A 19,067-nucleotide genomic window follows, 5' to 3' on the forward strand; every position below is an offset into this window, starting at 1 on the left:
GGAAAACAGAAAAATAACCATGGATATTACAGGCAAACTGACAGAAGAACTCAAGGTAGAGCGCTGGCAGGTGGAAGCCGCCGTCAAGCTTATTGATGAAGGCAACACCATCCCCTTCATTTCCCGTTACCGCAAGGAGGTTACAGGCTCCCTCAACGACGAACAGCTCCGTGATCTCTACGAACGGCTGAATTACCTGCGCAATCTGGAGGAAAAGAAGGAACAGGTTCTTGCCAGCATTGAAGAACAGGGAAAACTGGACGAAGAGCTTAAGGCCAGGATCCTGGCGGCCGAAACTCTGGTAGTGGTGGAGGATCTTTACCGCCCTTACCGCCCCAAACGCAAGACAAGGGCCAGCGTGGCCAAGGAAAAGGGCCTGGACGGCCTGGCACAGTTCATTCTCGCCCAGGAAACCGACCGCTCCCTGGAGGAAGAAGCAGCCAGATACATCAGTGAGGAAAAGGGTGTGGAAAGCGCCGCGGACGCTCTGCAGGGTGCAAAAGATATCATCGCAGAGGCAGTTTCCGATGAAGCCGACTACCGAATCTATATCCGCAGCATCACCTTTGAGGAGGGAAAAATCACCAGCACGGCCAAGGATGAAAAAGCCGCCAGCGTTTATGAAATGTATTACGCTTACGAGGAGCCGCTGAAAAAGGCCGCAGGCCACCGCATCCTCGCCCTCAACCGCGGAGAGAAGGAAAAATTCCTCACCGTAAAAATCGAAGCCCCGGAAGAGAGGATTCTCCGCTATCTGGAAAAAAAGGTAATTACGAAAGAGAACCCTGTCACCGGCCCTGTTCTCCGGGAAGTGATTGCAGACAGCTATAACCGCCTGATCGCTCCGGCCATCGAAAGGGAAATCCGCAGCGACCTTACGGAAAAAGCAGAGGACGGCGCCATTTCCGTTTTCGGAAAGAACCTGGAACAGCTCCTCATGCAGCCTCCCATCGCCGGCAAGGTGGTGCTGGGCTGGGACCCCGCCTTCCGTACCGGCTGCAAGCTGGCGGTGGTGGACGCTACCGGAAAGGTGCTTGACACGAAGGTGATCTACCCCACCGCCCCTCAGAACAAGGTGACGGAAGCCAAAGCGGAGCTGAAAAGACTGATTAAAAAATACAATGTATCCCTGATTTCCGTAGGGAATGGAACGGCCTCCCGTGAGTCTGAGCAGGTAATCGTAGACCTGATTAAAGAGCTGGACACCCCGGTCCAGTACATTATAGTCAACGAAGCCGGCGCGTCCGTTTATTCCGCAAGCAAGCTGGCCACCGAGGAATTCCCCAACTTTGATGTGGGACAAAGAAGCGCCGCTTCCATTGCAAGACGCCTCCAGGATCCCCTTGCGGAGCTGGTAAAAATCGACCCCAAATCCATCGGCGTCGGCCAGTACCAGCATGATATGAACCAGAAAAAGCTGGGAGAAGCCCTCAGCGGCGTGGTGGAAGACTGCGTAAACCGCGTGGGCGTGGATCTGAACACCGCCTCCGCCTCCCTGCTGGAATACATTTCCGGCATCTCCAAGACAATAGCCAAAAATATTGTGGAATACCGTGAGACAAACGGCCGCTTTACCAACAGAAAGCAGCTGCTTAAGGTAGCCAAGCTGGGTCCTAAGGCGTTTGAACAGTGCGCCGGTTTCATGCGCATTCAGGACGGTGATAACCCGCTGGATGCCACCAGCGTCCATCCGGAATCCTATGAAGCGACCATGAAGCTTTTAGACAGGCTGGATCTGACCATGGAGGATGTGAAAAAGCTGCAGGCGGAGGCAAAATCCGCGAAAGCCGCTCTCCGCCAGCAGCCCGCCTCCCCTCAGGGCCGCGGCCAGAAGCAGATGCCGCAGAACCAGAAAAATATCGTCATCCGCAACACCAATACCGCCATGGGAAAAGCCCTGGCTGCGGCCATGGGCGGCGCGGTGCTTCAGGAAGAGCCGGCCGGCAAAAAAGCAGCTTCCGTTCCCACAGGCAGAATCGATACTGGAGCCGCCGCCTCTGCGGGAACAGCCCCCGCAAGCCTGGAACGCCGTGTCCGTGACAAGAAGAAAATGGCGGAAGAGCTGGGAATCGGTGAAATCACCCTTACCGACATCCTTAAGGAACTGGAAAAACCGGCCAGAGACCCCAGAGAAGACATGCCTGCCCCCATCCTGCGCAGCGACGTGCTGGACATGAAGGATCTGAAGCCCGGCATGATTCTCAAGGGAACCGTGCGAAATGTGATTGACTTCGGTGTTTTTGTGGATATCGGCGTCCACCAGGACGGCCTTGTGCATATCTCCCAGATTACCGACCGCTTTATCAAGCATCCTCTGGAAGCAGTGAGCGTAGGCGATATTGTGGATGTGAAGGTTCTGGACGTGGATCTTGCCAAGAAGAGGATTTCCCTCACCATGCGTCTTGATCAGGAAACTCAGAAAAACAATAAAAACAAATAAAGACATATAAAAATGCTGCAGCCAAGGATACCGGGACTGCAGCATTTTTTCATGCTACGGACATAATACGGACAGTTTTAATTCTGCGGCTGGATTCTGTTTTCCGTTTCCAGCAAAAAAACATCCACGCTTTTATTGAAGGCCTCCCACTTCCTGGAGGCAATAAAATGATCCCCCTCCAGGATGACCAGCTTGCTTCCGGGTATGGATCTTGCTATCAGCTGTGTATGGCTCAGCCGGATCATATCCCTTGTTCCGGCAATCACGAGAACCGGCATCTGCAAAGAGAGAAGCTCCTCCGGATCAATATGCGGCTGCGTCACCATCAGCCCCAGCATTTCCTTATTGAGCACCGCCTTTTTAGAAAACAACGCTATCAGGGAAAACATCAGATACCCCATAACAATGGGAAGCTGAACGGAATTTTTAACGCCTTTGGGAAACAAATTGGCCCCGTTTAAAATCAGCCTGCCAACCCGTCGGGGATGCCGCAGCGCGAAGAGCAGGGCGATGTTGGCCCCATCGGAGAAACCCAGGATATCAGCCTGCTCCAGTCCTTTTTCATCCATAAAGGCTTCCAAATCCAAGGCAAACTGTTCCAGCGTGAAAGGCGCTTCACCTCTGGGCGACTTCCCATGCCCCCTGGTGTCCAGGGCATATACATGATATTTTTCAGAAAAGAAAGAAATCTGATGCTCAAAATATTCTGCGCTTTCACCGTTTCCATGAAGGAGCAGAAGCGGCGTCCCCTTCCCCTTTTCCAGATAATGCAGCCTGATGTCCATAAACACCTCCACTTTTATAACAATTAAAATAGCTGAACCGTTTCCCGCTTCCCCTACTTCTGCGGCAGGGCCTTCTGGAAATGCTGGTAATCCTTCATGGTTTTCCAGTTTCCGCCCCAGGTGAAGCCATGCTCCGTAAATAGCTGGTAACACAGATCATTTTTATCTATTTTGGCCGGAAAATCCAGGCTCCTGTCCGCATATATTTCACTGGCGGTCGGAGAGACCCTTCTTTTGCCGTTGGGATAGGTTACATAGGGGTTATACAGCGGATTTATATCAACGGCCAGCCCGTAGGCATGCCTGGAAAGGCTGGAGGTGCCGTCCACCACCCGGTAATTAAAGCAGGAGGTATTATTTGCCTCCATGGAAAGCGTATCGTCACCGCCGTATTCATCGATCAGCCGTATCCGTTCTATCGGATATGACGCCTGATAAAGCTCATAGAAAATTTCAACCAAATCCTGGGCAATCGCCTGGTTGCATATGATTTCCCCCACCTGCGGCTGTCCCTCAAAGTCCATATACAGCACCTGCAGATATGTAAGCTCCTCATAGGGAACAATACACCCCTCCCCATAAGAAATTCCGGTAATCTTTTCCTTCACCGCATCACTTAAGGATTCATAAAAGAAACCCTCCTGATAAGTCACCCGGTCGGCCTGAGGCACAGCAGACTGCGCTGCAGCACCTTCCTCTTGATTCCCACTCACGTTTTCCCCTTCGGACGCTAACGTCCCCGCCGCACATAAGGGCAGCGGAACCGCCATGCAAAAAAGAAGACATAGAAGAAAAACAACAGCGCCGCCTGATAAAATGTTCTTATTTTTGGTTATCATAAATCAGCAAACCCTCCCTATAGAAACCTGTTATGCCTATTATTATAATCTATGCAGCCGATCCTGGCAAAAAGAATCTGAAAAAGCGAAAATCCGCCGTCCGGCATTGCGCTGTTCGTCCCGGCATTCTGTATACTTTTCAGAAAAAGTTTTGTAAAACACTCCATCATGACAACTCCCGGAGGAACCGATATAATGAAAGAACATGATACAAAAGTATAGTGGACCGGAAAACTGCGGATGCCTGTAACAGCCCGATTATCCATGCTGCCGCACCAAATGCAGTAAAGCTTCTGTTCACAGTAATTATTTGGTCAGCGCAGGCGGCGCCTGTGCCAAGGGAGGGGAAAATGAATCAGGATATCTCTTACTTACAGCGCCTGAACCGGCCCGAAGGACCGGTCGATGTGGTTCTGGACACGGACACCTATAATGAAATCGACGACCAGTACGCCCTGGCCTATCTCATCAAATCGGAGGAAAAGCTGCATCTGAAGGCTGTTTATGCAGCGCCCTTCCATAATGAGAAATCCAGCGGACCAGAAGACGGTATGGAAAAAAGCTATCAGGAAATCCACCATATCCTGGACTTGATGGAAAAGCAGGAACTGAAGGAACACGTATACCGCGGCTCATCCCAATACCTTCCGGACGAAGAGACACCCGTTGCATCCGATGCCGCAGCGCATCTGGCCGCGCTGGCGCTTGGCTATACGCCGGAAAAGCCTCTGTACGTCATTGCCATCGGAGCCATTACCAATGTGGCCTCAGCCCTGCTCATGAAGCCGGAAATCAAAGACCGCATAGTTCTCATCTGGCTTGGCGGCAATGCCCATGAATGGCCGGATAATAAGGAATTCAATCTTTTCCAGGATGTGGCTGCGGCGAGAGTGGTATTCGGCTGCGGCGCAGCTTTGGTGCAGCTTCCCTGCATGGGCGTGGTATCCTCTTTCACCACCGGCCCCGGCGAACTGGAGACTTTTCTCCGCGGCAAAAACAAACTGTGCGATTATCTGACAGACTACACGGAAAAGGAAGGCGCAGCCGGAAGCAAAAACAGCTGCTGGACAAGGGTGATCTGGGATGTCACCGCGGTGGCCTGGCTGCTGGACGGTGATTTCATGCGTGACAGACTGGTGCCCAGCCCGATTCCGCAGTATGATCATCATTACAGCTTTGACCCCGGAAGGCATTTTATCAGATATGTTTACCATATTAACAGGGACAATCTGTTTGAGGATTTATTCAGAAAGCTTGCACAGTAAATATACAGTCCTGATGGACGTTTACGGCACATGACAGGATATAAGACAGATGGGAGCAAAACATGAAGATTTTAAATTTCGGTTCACTGAATATTGATAAGGTATATAAAGTGAAGCATTTTGTAAGGCCGGGAGAGACGATTTTTTCAGAAGAATATCAATGCTTTCCCGGTGGCAAGGGGCTGAACCAGTCCATTGCGGCAGCACGTGCCGGGGTTCCGATTTATCATGCCGGGACCATAGGCCCGGACGGCCGCTTCCTGGCGGAGCTGCTTAAGGAAAGCGGCGTGGATACCCGGTATCTGCGTGAGAACGGAAGCATTACAGGACATGCGCTGATTCAGGTTTCCGAAGAAGGGGAAAACTGCATCATCCTTTTTAACGGCAGCAATTATGAGAACGGCAGAGAATTCATCAACCAGGTGCTGGAAGATTTCGGTGAAGGAGATATTCTGGTTCTGCAAAACGAAATCAGCAACCTTCCCTATCTTCTTGAAAAAGGCGCCGCTATGGGAATGCGGATTCTGTTTAACCCTTCGCCGATGAATGAGAGCCTGAAAAAGACGGATCTTTCCGGCGTCACCTGGCTGATGCTGAATGAAACGGAAGGAAATGACATTACAGGTGCCTCCGATCCCGACCGTATCACGGAGGTTCTTCTGGAGAAATATCCTCAAATGAAGGTAATCCTTACATTGGGCCGGAAGGGCGCTGTTTACAAAAGCGCGGAGGAATGTGTATATCAGCCCTGTTTTCCAGTGAATGCTGTGGATACTACAGCAGCAGGAGATACCTTCACCGGATATTTTATCGCGGCTATAGTGGAAGGGAAGACCATGCAGGAGGCGCTGCGTCTTGCCGCCTGCGCTTCTTCCATTACCGTATCCCGGGAAGGCGCAGCCGTTTCCATCCCTGAAAGAACCCTGGTTGACGAACGCCTGCGACAGCCTGTCAGCCCGCCATGATGAGGCGGATGACCATAATACAAAAAGGTATAAATACCAGCGGAAGGGTATTGGCACAGCGCTTGTAATGAATGGTATGAAGCTTGCGGCGGCATTGGGCTACACCGCCTGTATGGTATGCGGGAATCCCAGTGTCTACCGGGAAAAAATCAGCACAAACGGTTTGCCCTGCCTTCGTTTCTCGTTGATGTAGCCGTCCTGATACCTCTTCCTTTTCCGGATAAAAGCAGCACATGACAAAATCCATCAGATAGGGATTGCGCGACATGATGGCGGCCTTTTTCTGCGCAGAATAGGCCAGCAGCTCAAAAAAGTCAGTGATCTCTTTAAAATGGGCATCAACGACCTGAGCCGTCACAATTTGCTTTGTATAATCATAAATATACAGATATAAACTCTTTTTATTATGGAAATAGTAGAAAAGCAGCCCTTTGGATATCCCTGCCTTTGCGGCGATATCATCCGTGAATGCCCGCTTATATTCATGCGTGGCAAATACATCCAGGGACGCATTGATTATTGCCTGCTGTTTTTCTTCGGGCAAATGAACGTGCGAAGAAACGTATGCGGAGAAAAATATGCAGACAAACGGACAATCCGCGCCTTGACATTTAATAAAATCCTGCTATGATAATAGAGTAACAATTTAATAAAGGTAAAGTTCTTCAGGGTTGGGTGTAATTCCCTACCGGCGGTGACGCTGCAGTTGATCCACTACAGGTGCAGACAAGTCCGCGACCCGCGTCATGCGGCTGATCCGGTACGAATCCGGAACCGACAGTAAAGTCTGGATGAAAGAAGAAAATCATGCATGGATACCTGTTTTTACGCCGTTTGGTTTACAGAGGCAGCAGGTGTTTTCCAGGGATTGGATATCTGCCCGGAGAATCATTTCTCCGGGCTTTTTTGATACCTTCCTTTCATGAAGCATCAGAAGAATTTTCCTTGTCTTACGCAATAACTCCGGCTGGCCGGAGAAAGAAAAGGAGAGTATACATAATGAATGATTTAGCAGCGTCCTTCGCGGAAAACCTTATTTTTGTCCTGGAGTTTCTGGGGCTTGTGGCCGCCATGGTAATCATCGCCTACGTGGTGGAAAAATGGGAACGAAAGAAAAACGGAAACAGGGAACGTACCCTCACCACCAGAAAAATAGCCATGATAGGCGTATTTTCGGCGATAGCGGTCATCCTGCACATGCTGGATTTCCCCATCCCCTTTGCCCCGGAATTCTATAAAATGGATTTCAGCGAGCTTCCTGCCCTGATCGGCGCATTTGCCTTTGGCCCGGTGGCGGCGGTCATGATTGAGTTCTGCAAAATTATCCTGAAGCTTCTGTTTAAAGGAACCTCCACCGCATTTGTAGGAGATCTGGCCAATTTTATCATTGGCTGCAGCTTCCTGCTTCCTGCCTCTATCATATACCTGTTCCGCAAGAACAAGAAAAATGCCATAATCGGCTGTGTTGTGGGAACACTTGTAATGACGGTTTTCGGAACTGCCTTCAACGCGGTGTACCTGCTCCCCAAATTTGCAGAGCTGTACGGAATGCCGTTAGATTCCATTGTCGGCCTGGGCCACGCCATCAATCCCTCCATCAACAGCGTGACTACGCTTGCATTATTTGCCGTAGCGCCCATGAACCTGATGAAAGGCGGCATCGTTTCCATAGTAACCATGCTGATTTATAAAAAACTCAGCCCCATCCTGCACAGCAAAAAATAATAAAAAAGGCAGGCTATTGCGGCCTGCCGGGTTTTTTTGAGGGAGGGCCGGCATCTTTTCCGGATGCCGGCAAGTTATGAAAAAGAAATCTATCTAAAATTTTCTTATTGGCTTTGTATAGGTATAAGATAACATTTAAGTGTGTAGGAATCGTGATGGAATTTTGAAGAAACTGTGAAGCTTTTGGGACTAAAAAATGAATCCTCAGCTCAGTTTTTCCGAAAAACCTGATTCGCCGGAAAGCCCGTTCACCAGATTTTCCATTTCCTGTTTTGACTGCACATGCCTTGAACGGTCAATCACATCCTGCCTTGCACTTTCGCTCATGGAAGAAAAAGTCCGCATGGCATCCATATTCTGCGCCAGGGCCATTCCCAGCCCCAAAGGTATCCCGTCATCGTTTAAAAGACTCATGTTTTTCTCCTTCGTTTTTTCTTTTATTATGTCATAATACATAAAAATTATACAGAAACTTACGTTATTTAGAAAAAATTAAGAAATATTTAAAAGAACTGCATAGATTTTTAGAAGGCAACTATAGTATGATAATCGGAGTAATTCCAGTGAGGTATTATTTATAAGGAAGGCTGAACGGGGCAGGCTGCCGGAATAAGGCCAAAATGGAATTGTCTGCATCAACTGGAAGAAAAATACCTGTTGACAAAAAACAGAATCAGTATTACTGTATTAATTACATAATACAGGAGATATATCATGTAGTTTTCCAGGTGAGGCCGCCTGTATTTCAGGTCATGGACATATGGAAAACAAAGGGAGAGAATTTATGAGCGCGCTGGTTGAAGTAAAGGACATGTGTAAGGTATATAACCCGGGTGAAAATGAGGTGCGGGCGCTTGATCATGTCAATGTAACTATTAATGAGAATGAATTTGTAGCAATTATCGGCCATTCTGGTTCCGGAAAGTCTACGCTGATGAACATGCTGGGGTGCCTGGATGTACCCACAAGCGGAACATATCTTCTGCATGACCAGGATGTTTCAAGAATGAGCGATGATGAACTTTCGGATATCAGGAACAGGGAAATCGGCTTTATTTTTCAGGGCTTTAACCTGATTCAGAATCTGACGGCCTTGGAAAATGTGGAGCTGCCCCTGATTTACCGCGGCGTGGGGAAAAGGGAGCGGACAGAGCTTTCCAGGAATGCCCTCACGAGAGTGGGGCTTGAGAAAAGAATGAGCCATAAGCCCTCTGAGATGTCCGGCGGGCAGCAGCAGAGAGTTGCCATCGCAAGAGCGATTGCCCAGGCACCTCCGGTAATCCTTGCGGATGAGCCTACCGGTAACCTGGATTCCGGTTCTACGAAGGAAATTATGGGGATTCTGAAGGATTTACATAAGGAAGGCAGAACGGTAATCATTATCACCCATGATAATGACATTGCGGCTCAGGCAGAACGTGTTATCAGGATTAAGGACGGCCAGATTGAAGCGGATTATGTTCAGGATACGGAAATTTATGAAGAATAACTGCTAAAGCAGGCTTTCAGACAGTTATTAGAAGCAGTGTGGGAAGCGGCGCAGGACAAGCCGCAGGCCGGCTCTGTTTTTATGAATAAAGGCAACTACCCGATGGGACTGAATGGAGGATACAAGATGAGTGAGTTAGAAAACAAGGGCGCCGAAAACCTGACGGAGGTCCAGGAGACGGCAAAGGAAAAGAAGAAAAGAGAAAAAGCCGAAGCTAAGGAAAAGAAAGCGCAGCAGAAGAGAGAGGCCATTATGGCCGGCGGCACACAGAAGAAGAAAAAGAAGAAAATAGGCTGGATTATTGCACTGGTTCTCGTGGTAGTCATTGTGGGTTATTCCGTAGTGACCAGCGTAATTGCCAAGAATACGCCCATGCAGGTGAATACCATTGAAGTGGCGGTGGGAAGCATTGAAGAGACCATGTCCACCAGCGGTACGGTGAGCAGTGAACAGAGCAGGACGTACTATGCGCCGGTAGGCGCCACTATCTCTGAGATGAAAATCGCTCTGGGCGACGAGGTGGCTCAAGGACAGCAGCTGGTAGCTTTCGATACCACCGAACTGGAAAACAGAAAAGCAAAAGCGGCGCTGGAAGCTTCCGCAACGGCGAACAGCTACAGAAGCTCCCAGTATCAGAGCAACAAGAATGAATCAAAGTATAATGAAGCAACCATCGGCCTGGACGAGCTGAAGATCCTTGCCGAGCAGCAGGAGCAGTATGTACAGGGACTGAAATATCAGCTGGAGGATGAAACCCAGCGTGAAAGAGAAAAGCTTCAGGATTGGCTGGGCAAGCTGAACCAGGAACTGGAGACACAGAATAATAAGCTGGCGGAGCAGAGTGATTCGGATGCCAGAAAAGGAATTCAGGAAATCATCCAGAACCTGAATAACAGTATCCGGGAAACAAGCAACCAGCTCAGCGATCTGAGCATGTCCGAGGATCTGAGAGAAACCCAGCGTATTATTGACGCGGAGCAGAAGAAGCTGGAGGATATGAAAGAAGAGATCAGCAAGAGGGAAGGAAAGGAATCTTCCTCCGAAGCAGGAATTGCAGATCCTTATTCCAAGCAGCAGCTGGCTGATACCGTACAGAGCGCACAGATTACCGCAAATGAAGCAGCGGCAGAGCTGGAGAAGGCACAGGCGGGTGTTGTTGCGGAATTCCCCGGCATCGTAACCAAGATTGCCACCGTATCCACATCCAAGGATGCAACCAAGGGCGGCGGCCTTCTGGAAGGGGCTACCGTAGCGGAAGGAACCGAGCTTTTTACCATAGAAAGCAACAAGCAGGTAAAGGTCGGAATCGAAGTCACTAAATATGATCTGCCTAAAATCGAAATTGGCCAGAAGGTGGATATTACCATTGCAGGAAAAGAATATGAAGGCGAGGTTTCCAAAATAAATAAAGTGGCCGCTGCCAATTCCCAGGGAACGCCTGTGGTTGGAGCAGAGGTACATATCAAGAACCCGGACGAGGATATTTTCCTGGGCGTGGAGGCCAAGCTTGTTATCCATACCGCATCTGCGGAAAATGTTCTTACAGTACCTGTTGAAATCGTAAATGCGGATAAGCAGGGTGAGTTCTGCTACGTTGTGGAAAACGGCGTGGTAACCATGAGAAGAATCACCACAGGAATTTCCTCCGATAGCATGGTTGAGGTAAAGGAAGGCCTGAAGAAAGGCGATCAGATATTATATGATGTGACAGGTATGGTGACAGAGGGCATGAAGGTCATGGCGGTTCCTATGGGAAGCGCCATGGCGGGTGCGGCAATGACTGACGCAGCGGCTTCCGAGACCGGCGCAGCCGTGGAAACAGCGTCGGAAGCATCCACTGAAAACGTATCAGAAGAAGGCTCCTCCGAAGCGGCAGGCCAGGAGACGGAGACCGCTGGAACACAGACACAGACGGACGGTGCGGCGGATTCCGGAAACAAGTAATCCGGGCCTGCTCACAGCGGTCTATATAAGGAGGATGCAATAGTGGCACAGGCATGGGAATATATAAAAATTGCCCTGATGAATATCAAAAGCAATAAAGGCCGGTCCATTCTGACAATGCTTGGTATTATTATCGGCATTACATCCGTTATCATGATTATTTCCATTGGTGACGGAGTAAAGGGACAGGTAAACGACGAACTGAATGCCATGGCCGGAGGGCTGATTGGTATTTATGTAAATAATGAACACAGTGAAGATGAGGTTTATTTCTCCACGGACGATTTTGAAGCAATTCAGGAAAAGGTGGCGGGTGTTAAAGGCGTTACGCCGGTGTATACCCTTTACGGGAGCGTAATCGGTAAAAAAGGCGAGTTTACCGCATATGCCTCCGGTGGAACGGAGAGCATGGAGTTCTATCAGAGTGAACCGATAATTGCGGGCCGTTATTTTACCGCCAACGATTACTACTCCGGCAATAAGGTATGCGTGGTGCCGGAGCAGGCGGCCAAGAAGCTGTTCGGCACTACGGATGTTATCGGTCTTACTATTGAAGTGACCCTGTACGGAACCACACAGGATCTGAGAATCGTAGGCATACGTAAGGACAGCGCTTCAGCCATGTTCAGTATGTACGGAGACATGATTAACATTGAGCTGCCGCTCAGCGTACTGAGCGCTTCCTATGGGTTATATTTCGGTGATTTTACGGACTTTTATGTTATCTGTGACTCTCCGGCGGAATCCATGCAGGTGGCGCAGAGCACGATCAACCTCATGGAAGGAAGGCATAATGTGAGAGGGAAAGGGTTGCTTCAGGTGCAGAACATGCAGGATCAGATTTCCCAAATCAACTCCGTGCTGGGCAGTATCTCTATCTTTGTAGTTATTGTGGCAGCGATTTCCCTGCTGGTCGGCGGTATCGGCGTAATGAATATCATGCTGGTATCCGTAACGGAACGTACCAGGGAAATCGGTATCCGTAAATCCCTGGGAGCCAGGACCGGATCCATCCTGCTGCAGTTCTTGTCCGAATCCGCCATTATTACCCTTATGGGAGGGATTATCGGCATTATTCTGGGAATTACAGGCGCCATACTGATAGGCGGCGTGATTGGCTTTGCTGCAAGAGTTAAGGTAGGCACCGTGCTGATTGCATCCCTGTTCTCGGCAGGCGTAGGTATTTTCTTCGGTATCTATCCTGCAAGAAAGGCTGCAAAGCTCAGCCCTATTGAAGCGCTGCGCCATGAATAATCCTGAAAACCGGGACGGCTCCCGGTAGAAAATAACTTGCGTTATAGCGGATTATCAGTATAATATAATGTTAAGTAGACAAAAGCACCTACGATGTAGGTGCTTTTTCGGGTCTGAGATAAACAACAAAATAAATATCAGGAGTATATACTTAAATGGAAGTGGAATTTGATGTCAAAATAGATTCAGGAGTACTGTATGACTACATGCTTCACCATACCTACACCAGCTTTGCCGGAGTGGTGGGAACCACGGTGGGCGCACTGATGCTGGTGGCATTCGGCATGACCGGCCATATAATCTATCTCATTGCCGGCTTGGTGATACTGCTGTACCAGCCGGGCAGCCTGTTTCTTAAGGCCAAGCAGCAGGCTCTTACCAATCCCGCCTTCAAGCAGCCCCTCCATTACAAAATGACGGAAGAAGGGGTGGAGGTATCCCAGGGAGAAGCAACGGAATTCCAGAAATGGGAGGATATGGTGAAAGCGGTGTCCACAGCCCGCAGTATCGTACTTTATACCACAAGAATCAATGCCAGCATTTTTCCCCGCAGAGATCTGAAGGATAATCTTTCCAAGGCAGTGGAGATGATTTCCACACACATGCCTCCGAAAAAGGTAAACATCCGGATGTGAAGCCGGACGGCGGTATAGCAGCCCGTGCCGGGATAACAGGAGAATTGGAATATGAATCAGCAAACAGAAGTAATTGAAAGCTTCAGCGCAGAGGAAACCTATGCGCTGGGAGAAAAAATAGGACAGGAAGCGAAGCCCGGCCAGGTTTATACCCTGATCGGAGATCTGGGCGTGGGCAAAACCGTTTTTACCCAGGGAGTCGCAGCGGGGCTTGGCATAACTGAGCCGGTCAGCAGCCCTACGTTTACCATCGTGCAGATCTATGAGGAAGGCCGTATGCCTTTTTACCATTTTGACGTATACCGGATTGGTGATCCGGAGGAAATGGAGGAGGTGGGCTTTGAGGACTGCATTTACGGAGAAGGGCTGTGCCTGATAGAATGGGCCAACCTCATTGAGGAAATTCTTCCCCCTGCATATACACAGGTGCGGATTGAAAAAGATTTAAGCCGGGGCTTTGATTACCGCAAAATTACCCTGACAAGGATAGGAGAAGCGCAGGAATGAAAATATTAGCCATAGACAGTTCAGGGCTGGTAGCCAGTGTGGCGGTGACGGAGGATGACAGCCTTATAGCCGAATACACAACAAATTATAAGAAAACACACTCTCAGACCCTGCTCCCCATGCTGGATGAAGTGAAAAAAATGATTGAACTGGATCTGTCCTGTGTTGATGCCATCGCAGTATCCGCAGGGCCTGGTTCCTTTACGGGACTCAGGATCGGCTCTGCCACAGCCAAGGGGCTGGGGCTTGCATTGGATAAACCGATTATCAGCGTCCCTACGGTGGATGCGCTTGCCATGAATGTATACGGAACCGATCATATCGTATGCCCCCTCATGGATGCAAGAAGAAGCCAGGTCTATACCGGCATTTACCGTTTCCTTCCGGAGGAGACGGCGCAGGAAACCTCCTCATTAGAGGTGAATTTTAAACTGGATATTCTGGAACCCCAGTGCGTGGTTCCCATTGAAACCATAGCGAAGAAGCTGAATGCGCTTCCCGGAGAAAACTGCGTGGTATTTTTAGGAGACGGCGTTCCTGTATTTCGGGAAAAACTGGCGGCTCTCATGCACCGTCCCTATACCTTTGCCCCTGCACTCTGCAACAGGCAGCGTGCCTCGGCGGTAGCCGTCCTTGCACAGACCTACGCCCGTTTGGGCAAAATGGAATCCGCAGCCGCCCATGTGCCGGAATACCTGCGCCCCTCCCAGGCGGAACGGGAACGCAGCGAGGCTCAGAAAACAGCAGGCGATCAGGCCGGGGATGCCATGATGAGAAAAGGGACCTATTCCAGGCAGCAGAAGCTTAAGAATCGTGAAAGCGGTGAAACGTAATGGAAATCCGTACAATGCTTCCGGAGGATTTATCTCAGGCAGCCGCGCTGGAAGCCGCCTGCTTCGGTTCGGACGCCTGGTCGGAGCAGGCCCTGGAGCAGGCGCTTTCCGATAAAAATGCACTCTACCTGTCCTGCGTGGAGGAGGGCAGGCTGATCGCCTGCTGTGGAATCTGGCAGTCCTTTGAAGACGGGGATATTACCAATGTAGCGGTGGAGGAGGGCAGCAGAAGAAAAGGCTGTGCCCGCAGACTGCTGCTGGAACTGATGCGCCGGGCGAAGCTTTGCGGCGTGGAAAATTTTACGCTGGAGGTCAGGGAAAGCAATCTCCCTGCGGTTCGGCTCTATGAATTCCTGGGCTTTACTGTAGAAGGGATCCGGAAAAATTTTTACCGGGATCCGGCTGAAAACGCTCTTATTATGTGGAAGAGATAGGCAGCGCATGGAATAATTACCGCTGTTTTTTGACAAAAAATTACGTTATAATGATTAAAACAATAAGCGTAAAAACGCGGATAGGAGTGGCCATGCGAGTTTATCTTGATAATAACAATACGGAGCTTATATCGGTGATATGCAACCGATGCGGCAAAGAAATGAAGTTGGAAAATGGAATACTGAAGGAAGGATGCTTCGAAGTAAAGCATGCCTTCGGGTATTTCAGTAGCAAGGACGGACAGGTATACCATTTTGACCTGTGCGAACAATGTTTTGATAAAATGCTTGCAGAGTTCCGCGTGCCTGCCGAAGTAAAGGAGGCCAGGGAGCTTCTGTAGCGGAATGGAGTAATACGACAGAATGCTGGATGTATGTTTACTGGGTACCGGAGGAATGATGCCGCTGCCGTATCGCTGGCTCACATCCCTCATGGCCCGTTATAATGGAAAAAGTATCATGATTGACTGCGGCGAGGGAACGCAGATTGCGATGAAGGAGAAGGGCTGGAGTCCGAAGCCGGTGGATATTATATGTTTCACCCATTATCATGCCGACCATATCAGCGGCCTTCCCGGCATGCTTCTCACCATGGGGAATGCGGAACGCACCGAACCGCTTCTGCTCATTGGGCCCAAAGGCCTTACCAGGGTGGTGAATGCCCTGCGCGTCATCGCGCCGGAGCTTCCGTTTGCCATTGAGTGCATGGAGCTTACGGAAAACGAGCAGTCCATCCCCTTAGACGGCTTCCGTATTGAGGCGTTCCGCGTCAACCATAACGTGATCTGCTACGGCTATAATATTGTAATAGAACGCGGCGGCCGTTTCCTTTTGGAGAAGGCGCAAAGCCTGGGAATACCCAAACAGTACTGGAACCGCCTGCAGAAGGGGGAGACAATTGAGACGCCGGAAGGCCTCCTGACTCCCGATATGGTTCTCGGCCCTCCCCGGAAGGGAATCAAGCTTACCTATTGTACGGATACAAGGCCCACCGAGGGAATTGTAAAAAATGCCGCCGGAGCGGATCTTTTTATCTGCGAAGGAATGTATGGCGAGCCGGAGAAAAAGGAAAAGGCAAAGGAGTATAAGCACATGACCTTCCTGGAAGCTGCGGACATGGCTAAGCGCGCCCAGGTAAAACAGATGTGGCTTACTCATTACAGCCCCTCCCTCATCAGGCCGGAAGACTACATGGATGGCGTGCGTAAAATATTCCCCCAGGCGGCAGTCGGGAAAGATGGAAAAAGTATCGATCTCCTTTTTGAGGAGGAACAGCAGTAGCAGCCAGGAACTGTCTGGCTGTTATAATCAGCAGTATAAAAGGTGAAAGCATTATGGAAAAAGAAGATATATATATTCTTGCTGTGGAAAGCTCCTGCGATGAAACCGCAGCCTCCGTTGTCCGCAATGGCAGAGAAGTACTTTCCAATGTGATATATTCCCAGATCGACCTGCACACCCTCTACGGCGGCGTGGTCCCTGAAATAGCATCCAGAAAGCATATTGAAAAAATCAACCAGGTAATCGAAAAGGCTCTTTCCGACGCAGGAATTACCTTGCAGCAGGCGACAGCCATGGCGGTCACCTATGGTCCGGGCCTGGTGGGAGCTCTTCTGGTGGGAGTTTCTGCGGCAAAGGCCATCGCCTTCGCTGCCGGCAAACCGTTGGTGGGAGTCCATCATATCGAAGGCCATATCAGCGCTAATTATATAGAAAACAAAGATCTGGAGCCTCCCTTTATCTGTCTTGTGGTATCGGGCGGCCATTCCCATCTGGTTGTGGTGAAGGATTACGGTGAATATGAAATCATCGGAAGAACCAGGGACGATGCGGCGGGAGAAGCATTTGACAAGGTAGCCAGGGCCATAGGCCTGGGATATCCCGGAGGCCCCAAGATCGACAGGGTATCCAGGGAAGGAAATCCGGACGCTGTTGTATTCCCCAGGGCCAAAGTGGATGGAAGCACCTATGATTTCAGCTTCAGCGGCCTGAAATCCGCAGTGCTCAACTACCTCAATTCCTGTGAGATGAAAGGGATTGAGATCTGCCAGGCTGATGTGGCGGCATCCTTCCAGAAAGCGGTGATCGACGTCCTGGTAGGCCATTCCATGGAAGCCGTATCCCAATATCATTTAAAAAAGTTCGCCATAGCCGGCGGCGTCGCTTCCAATTCTGCGCTGCGGGCGGCCTTTGAAGAAGCCTGCCGGAAAAACGGGCTGGAATTTTACCATCCCTCCCCCATTTACTGTACGGACAATGCGGCCATGATAGGTGTGGCGGGATACTATGAATACATAAAAGGCACCAGACATGGCTGGGATCTCAATGCAGTTCCCAACCTGAAGCTGGGAGAAAGAATCAGTTAAGGCAGGATAATGCTATGGAAAACGCGCGGGAAAAAACAGCGGCGGTAGTTCTGGCTGCCGGAAAAGGAAAACGTATGAACAGTGATATCCCGAAGCAGTATATGATGCTCCGGGAAAAGCCGGTTATTTATTATGCCTTGAAAGCTTTTGAAGACAGCTTTATTGATGAAATCATACTGGTGACCGAACAGGGAGAAGAGGCTTACTGCCGCGAAGAGATCGTGGAGCGCTATCATTTTACGAAAGTAAGAAAGATAGTGCCCGGCGGAGCGGAGCGGTATTTCAGCGTGGCGAACGGGCTGGAAGCCGTTTCGGAGGACTGTGCCTATATATTTATCCATGACGGGGCCAGGCCCTTTGTCACAGAGGAGATTCTTCAGACTGCGCTTGAAACCGTAAGGGTACGCCATGCCTGTGTGGCGGCAATGCCGGTGAAGGATACCATAAAAATCGCGGATGAGAATGACTTTGCCGTATCCACGCCAAGGCGTGATCGTGTCTGGATGATGCAGACCCCCCAGGTATTTAGTGCCGATTTGATTAAAGATGCATACCGCATGCTTCTGGAAAAGGAAGAGGAGCTTCGTGAAAGCGGGGTTCAGATCACGGATGACGCCATGGTGGTGGAAACACTCCTTGCCCATCCGGTAAAGCTGTTCCGAGCTTCCTATGAGAATATTAAGCTGACGACCCCGGAGGATTTACTTTTAGCAGACGGTATTTTAGAGAAAAGAGTCTGAATTTACAAAAAAAACGACAATGCATACCCTATATATGCAGTAAATACAAGGAAAATTACACTTCTGAAAAAATAATTTGAAATTTCTGAAAAAATGTGTTGACACTGAGGGGCTTTTTAGCTATAATAACTTTTGCACTGCTGAGGAACACAAACTTCTGAACAAACGGAAGGTTCCATGAAGGCAAAGCATTAGTACTTTCTTCTATATAAAGAAGGAAGAGATTCGGAACGACCCATCGTTTTAAACAAAAACATGGAGAGGTATCGAAGTGGTCATAACGAGGCGGTCTTGAAAACCGTTTGTCCGCAAGGGCGCGTGGGTTCGAATCCCACCCTCTCCGTTAGCGATTGTTTCGCTACGGAAATCAGACTGAATGATTTTCGGGATGCCATACAAATAAATACAAGTTGATTGAGTCAGCTTACTTGGAGAAGTACCCAAGAGGCCGAAGGGACACCCCTGGAAAGGGTGCAGGTCGTTAATAGCGGCGCGAGGGTTCAAATCCCTCCTTCTCCGTTCGCAGCAATCCGATAAATATACCGGAAAAGCTGCAAGAAAAGTTTTTGAAAAAAGCGCTTGACAGTCCAAACGACATGTGATAACATATCAACTGTTGCGACTGAGAAAGCAGCACACAGAACCTTGACAAATAAACAGTAATGCAACCCTGAAAATTCTAAAAAAGAAAATTCAGAGAACAAGTTTTAAAGCTTCGAAAGAAGACCTTTAAGACACCCAAAAACAGTAAGAAACGCTTGGAAACAAGCAACGGTTAAACATTAGCTAGAGTTAATCTTAACTGGGTTAAACACTTAAACAAGAGAGTTTGATCCTGGCTCAGGA

19 protein-coding genes, 2 tRNA genes and 1 riboswitch are annotated in these 19,067 nt (G+C 49.5%); of the genes, 17 read left to right on the forward strand and 4 right to left on the reverse strand.

Features of this window, described 5'->3' with window-relative positions; all coding sequences use genetic code 11:
- Positions 1-19 precede the first annotated feature (19 nt).
- On the forward strand, positions 20-2,440 hold the full coding sequence (locus FYJ45_RS24105; RefSeq protein WP_154467553.1) for a Tex family protein: 2,421 nt from the start codon (positions 20-22) through the stop codon (positions 2,438-2,440).
- Between the two features lie 77 nt (positions 2,441-2,517).
- Here FYJ45_RS24105 and FYJ45_RS24110 read toward each other — a convergent pair whose 3' ends face one another.
- The gene (locus tag FYJ45_RS24110) at positions 2,518-3,225 is read right to left on the reverse strand and encodes an alpha/beta fold hydrolase (RefSeq protein ID WP_154467554.1); all 708 of its coding nucleotides are present in this window, start codon (positions 3,223-3,225) and stop codon (positions 2,518-2,520) included.
- Positions 3,226-3,278: 53 nt separating this feature from the next.
- Positions 3,279-4,064: a M15 family metallopeptidase gene (locus FYJ45_RS24115; RefSeq protein ID WP_154467555.1), complete on the reverse strand. Its 786-nt coding sequence runs from the start codon at positions 4,062-4,064 to the stop codon at positions 3,279-3,281.
- 350 nt (positions 4,065-4,414) lie between these two features.
- Between FYJ45_RS24115 and FYJ45_RS24120 the strand changes: the two genes are divergently transcribed.
- Both FYJ45_RS24120 and FYJ45_RS24125 read left to right on the forward strand, forming a co-directional pair.
- Positions 4,415-5,329: a nucleoside hydrolase gene (locus FYJ45_RS24120; protein ID WP_154467556.1), complete on the forward strand. Its 915-nt coding sequence runs from the start codon at positions 4,415-4,417 to the stop codon at positions 5,327-5,329.
- A 62-nt stretch (positions 5,330-5,391) separates the two neighbouring features.
- Positions 5,392-6,294, forward strand: a complete 903-nt coding sequence (locus FYJ45_RS24125; protein WP_154467557.1) for a ribokinase — start codon at positions 5,392-5,394, stop codon at positions 6,292-6,294.
- Here FYJ45_RS24125 and FYJ45_RS31150 read toward each other — a convergent pair.
- On the reverse strand, positions 6,281-6,838 hold the full coding sequence (locus tag FYJ45_RS31150; protein WP_235930994.1) for a TetR/AcrR family transcriptional regulator: 558 nt from the start codon (positions 6,836-6,838) through the stop codon (positions 6,281-6,283). The two genes, FYJ45_RS24125 and FYJ45_RS31150, sit on opposite strands and share 14 nt — an antisense overlap.
- 113 nt (positions 6,839-6,951) lie before the next feature.
- A riboswitch (FMN riboswitch) is annotated at positions 6,952-7,101 on the forward strand.
- A gap of 192 nt (positions 7,102-7,293) precedes the next feature.
- Between FYJ45_RS31150 and FYJ45_RS24135 the strand changes: the two genes are divergently transcribed.
- Positions 7,294-8,019 carry an ECF transporter S component gene (locus FYJ45_RS24135; RefSeq protein WP_021638940.1) on the forward strand — a complete coding sequence of 242 codons (726 nt, stop codon included), beginning with the start codon at positions 7,294-7,296 and terminating at the stop codon, positions 8,017-8,019.
- 204 nt (positions 8,020-8,223) lie between these two features.
- Here FYJ45_RS24135 and FYJ45_RS24140 read toward each other — a convergent pair whose 3' ends face one another.
- Positions 8,224-8,433, reverse strand: a complete 210-nt coding sequence (locus FYJ45_RS24140) for a hypothetical protein (protein WP_025490363.1) — start codon at positions 8,431-8,433, stop codon at positions 8,224-8,226.
- 370 nt (positions 8,434-8,803) lie between these two features.
- On the opposite strand from FYJ45_RS24140, the gene FYJ45_RS24145 reads away from it, so the two are divergent.
- From FYJ45_RS24145 to FYJ45_RS24205, 13 genes are all read left to right on the forward strand, one after another.
- Positions 8,804-9,508 carry an ABC transporter ATP-binding protein gene (locus tag FYJ45_RS24145; protein WP_154467558.1) on the forward strand — a complete coding sequence of 235 codons (705 nt, stop codon included), beginning with the start codon at positions 8,804-8,806 and terminating at the stop codon, positions 9,506-9,508.
- A 126-nt stretch (positions 9,509-9,634) separates the two neighbouring features.
- Positions 9,635-11,452 carry an HlyD family efflux transporter periplasmic adaptor subunit gene (locus tag FYJ45_RS24150; RefSeq protein ID WP_195841961.1) on the forward strand — a complete coding sequence of 606 codons (1,818 nt, stop codon included), beginning with the start codon at positions 9,635-9,637 and terminating at the stop codon, positions 11,450-11,452.
- A gap of 42 nt (positions 11,453-11,494) precedes the next feature.
- Positions 11,495-12,706, forward strand: coding sequence for an ABC transporter permease (locus tag FYJ45_RS24155; RefSeq protein ID WP_276893062.1), 1,212 nt, complete (start codon positions 11,495-11,497; stop codon positions 12,704-12,706).
- Between the two features lie 155 nt (positions 12,707-12,861).
- A complete protein-coding gene (locus FYJ45_RS24160) occupies positions 12,862-13,341 on the forward strand; it encodes a YcxB family protein (RefSeq protein WP_021638934.1) in 480 nt (159 codons plus the stop codon).
- Positions 13,342-13,392: 51 nt separating this feature from the next.
- Complete coding sequence (tsaE, locus tag FYJ45_RS24165; RefSeq protein ID WP_021638933.1) at positions 13,393-13,848, forward strand: tRNA (adenosine(37)-N6)-threonylcarbamoyltransferase complex ATPase subunit type 1 TsaE; 456 nt, start codon at positions 13,393-13,395, stop codon at positions 13,846-13,848.
- On the forward strand, positions 13,845-14,681 hold the full coding sequence (tsaB, locus tag FYJ45_RS24170; RefSeq protein WP_154467560.1) for a tRNA (adenosine(37)-N6)-threonylcarbamoyltransferase complex dimerization subunit type 1 TsaB: 837 nt from the start codon (positions 13,845-13,847) through the stop codon (positions 14,679-14,681). Before tsaE ends, tsaB begins: the two co-directional genes overlap by 4 nt.
- Entirely contained in the window at positions 14,681-15,115 is a 435-nt protein-coding gene (gene rimI, locus FYJ45_RS24175; RefSeq protein WP_154467561.1) for a ribosomal protein S18-alanine N-acetyltransferase, read from the forward strand. The genes tsaB and rimI overlap by 1 nt, the downstream gene beginning before the upstream one ends.
- Positions 15,116-15,207: 92 nt before the next feature.
- Positions 15,208-15,456 carry a hypothetical protein gene (locus FYJ45_RS24180; protein WP_154467562.1) on the forward strand — a complete coding sequence of 83 codons (249 nt, stop codon included), beginning with the start codon at positions 15,208-15,210 and terminating at the stop codon, positions 15,454-15,456.
- A gap of 22 nt (positions 15,457-15,478) precedes the next feature.
- Positions 15,479-16,396 carry a ribonuclease Z gene (locus FYJ45_RS24185; RefSeq protein ID WP_154467563.1) on the forward strand — a complete coding sequence of 306 codons (918 nt, stop codon included), beginning with the start codon at positions 15,479-15,481 and terminating at the stop codon, positions 16,394-16,396.
- A gap of 53 nt (positions 16,397-16,449) precedes the next feature.
- Positions 16,450-17,481, forward strand: a complete 1,032-nt coding sequence (gene tsaD / locus FYJ45_RS24190) for a tRNA (adenosine(37)-N6)-threonylcarbamoyltransferase complex transferase subunit TsaD (RefSeq protein ID WP_154467564.1) — start codon at positions 16,450-16,452, stop codon at positions 17,479-17,481.
- A gap of 14 nt (positions 17,482-17,495) precedes the next feature.
- Positions 17,496-18,221 (forward strand): 2-C-methyl-D-erythritol 4-phosphate cytidylyltransferase, encoded by a 726-nt coding sequence (ispD, locus tag FYJ45_RS24195; protein WP_154467565.1) that lies wholly within the window; start codon positions 17,496-17,498, stop codon positions 18,219-18,221.
- Positions 18,222-18,478: 257 nt separating this feature from the next.
- Positions 18,479-18,564, forward strand: a tRNA-Ser gene (locus FYJ45_RS24200).
- A gap of 87 nt (positions 18,565-18,651) precedes the next feature.
- Positions 18,652-18,740: transfer RNA gene (locus FYJ45_RS24205), tRNA-Ser, on the forward strand.
- Positions 18,741-19,067: the final 327 nt, after the last annotated feature.

It is taken from the genome of Eisenbergiella porci (assembly GCF_009696275.1).
GTDB classification, from domain to species: domain Bacteria; phylum Bacillota; class Clostridia; order Lachnospirales; family Lachnospiraceae; genus Eisenbergiella; species Eisenbergiella porci.

What these genes read in the sequence shown, in the direction of transcription:
- FYJ45_RS24105 (WP_154467553.1), top strand. Translation starts at nt 20, where the DNA reads ATGGATATTACAGGCAAACTGACAGAAGAACTCAAGGTAGAGCGCTGG.
- FYJ45_RS24110 (WP_154467554.1), bottom strand. Translation starts at nt 3,225, where the DNA reads ATGGACATCAGGCTGCATTATCTGGAAAAGGGGAAGGGGACGCCGCTT.
- FYJ45_RS24115 (WP_154467555.1), bottom strand. Translation starts at nt 4,064, where the DNA reads ATGATAACCAAAAATAAGAACATTTTATCAGGCGGCGCTGTTGTTTTT.
- FYJ45_RS24120 (WP_154467556.1), top strand. Translation starts at nt 4,415, where the DNA reads ATGAATCAGGATATCTCTTACTTACAGCGCCTGAACCGGCCCGAAGGA.
- FYJ45_RS24125 (WP_154467557.1), top strand. Translation starts at nt 5,392, where the DNA reads ATGAAGATTTTAAATTTCGGTTCACTGAATATTGATAAGGTATATAAA.
- FYJ45_RS24135 (WP_021638940.1), top strand. Translation starts at nt 7,294, where the DNA reads ATGAATGATTTAGCAGCGTCCTTCGCGGAAAACCTTATTTTTGTCCTG.
- FYJ45_RS24140 (WP_025490363.1), bottom strand. Translation starts at nt 8,433, where the DNA reads ATGAGTCTTTTAAACGATGACGGGATACCTTTGGGGCTGGGAATGGCC.
- FYJ45_RS24145 (WP_154467558.1), top strand. Translation starts at nt 8,804, where the DNA reads ATGAGCGCGCTGGTTGAAGTAAAGGACATGTGTAAGGTATATAACCCG.
- FYJ45_RS24150 (WP_195841961.1), top strand. Translation starts at nt 9,635, where the DNA reads ATGAGTGAGTTAGAAAACAAGGGCGCCGAAAACCTGACGGAGGTCCAG.
- FYJ45_RS24160 (WP_021638934.1), top strand. Translation starts at nt 12,862, where the DNA reads ATGGAAGTGGAATTTGATGTCAAAATAGATTCAGGAGTACTGTATGAC.
- tsaE (WP_021638933.1), top strand. Translation starts at nt 13,393, where the DNA reads ATGAATCAGCAAACAGAAGTAATTGAAAGCTTCAGCGCAGAGGAAACC.
- tsaB (WP_154467560.1), top strand. Translation starts at nt 13,845, where the DNA reads ATGAAAATATTAGCCATAGACAGTTCAGGGCTGGTAGCCAGTGTGGCG.
- rimI (WP_154467561.1), top strand. Translation starts at nt 14,681, where the DNA reads ATGGAAATCCGTACAATGCTTCCGGAGGATTTATCTCAGGCAGCCGCG.
- FYJ45_RS24180 (WP_154467562.1), top strand. Translation starts at nt 15,208, where the DNA reads ATGCGAGTTTATCTTGATAATAACAATACGGAGCTTATATCGGTGATA.
- FYJ45_RS24185 (WP_154467563.1), top strand. Translation starts at nt 15,479, where the DNA reads ATGCTGGATGTATGTTTACTGGGTACCGGAGGAATGATGCCGCTGCCG.
- tsaD (WP_154467564.1), top strand. Translation starts at nt 16,450, where the DNA reads ATGGAAAAAGAAGATATATATATTCTTGCTGTGGAAAGCTCCTGCGAT.
- ispD (WP_154467565.1), top strand. Translation starts at nt 17,496, where the DNA reads ATGGAAAACGCGCGGGAAAAAACAGCGGCGGTAGTTCTGGCTGCCGGA.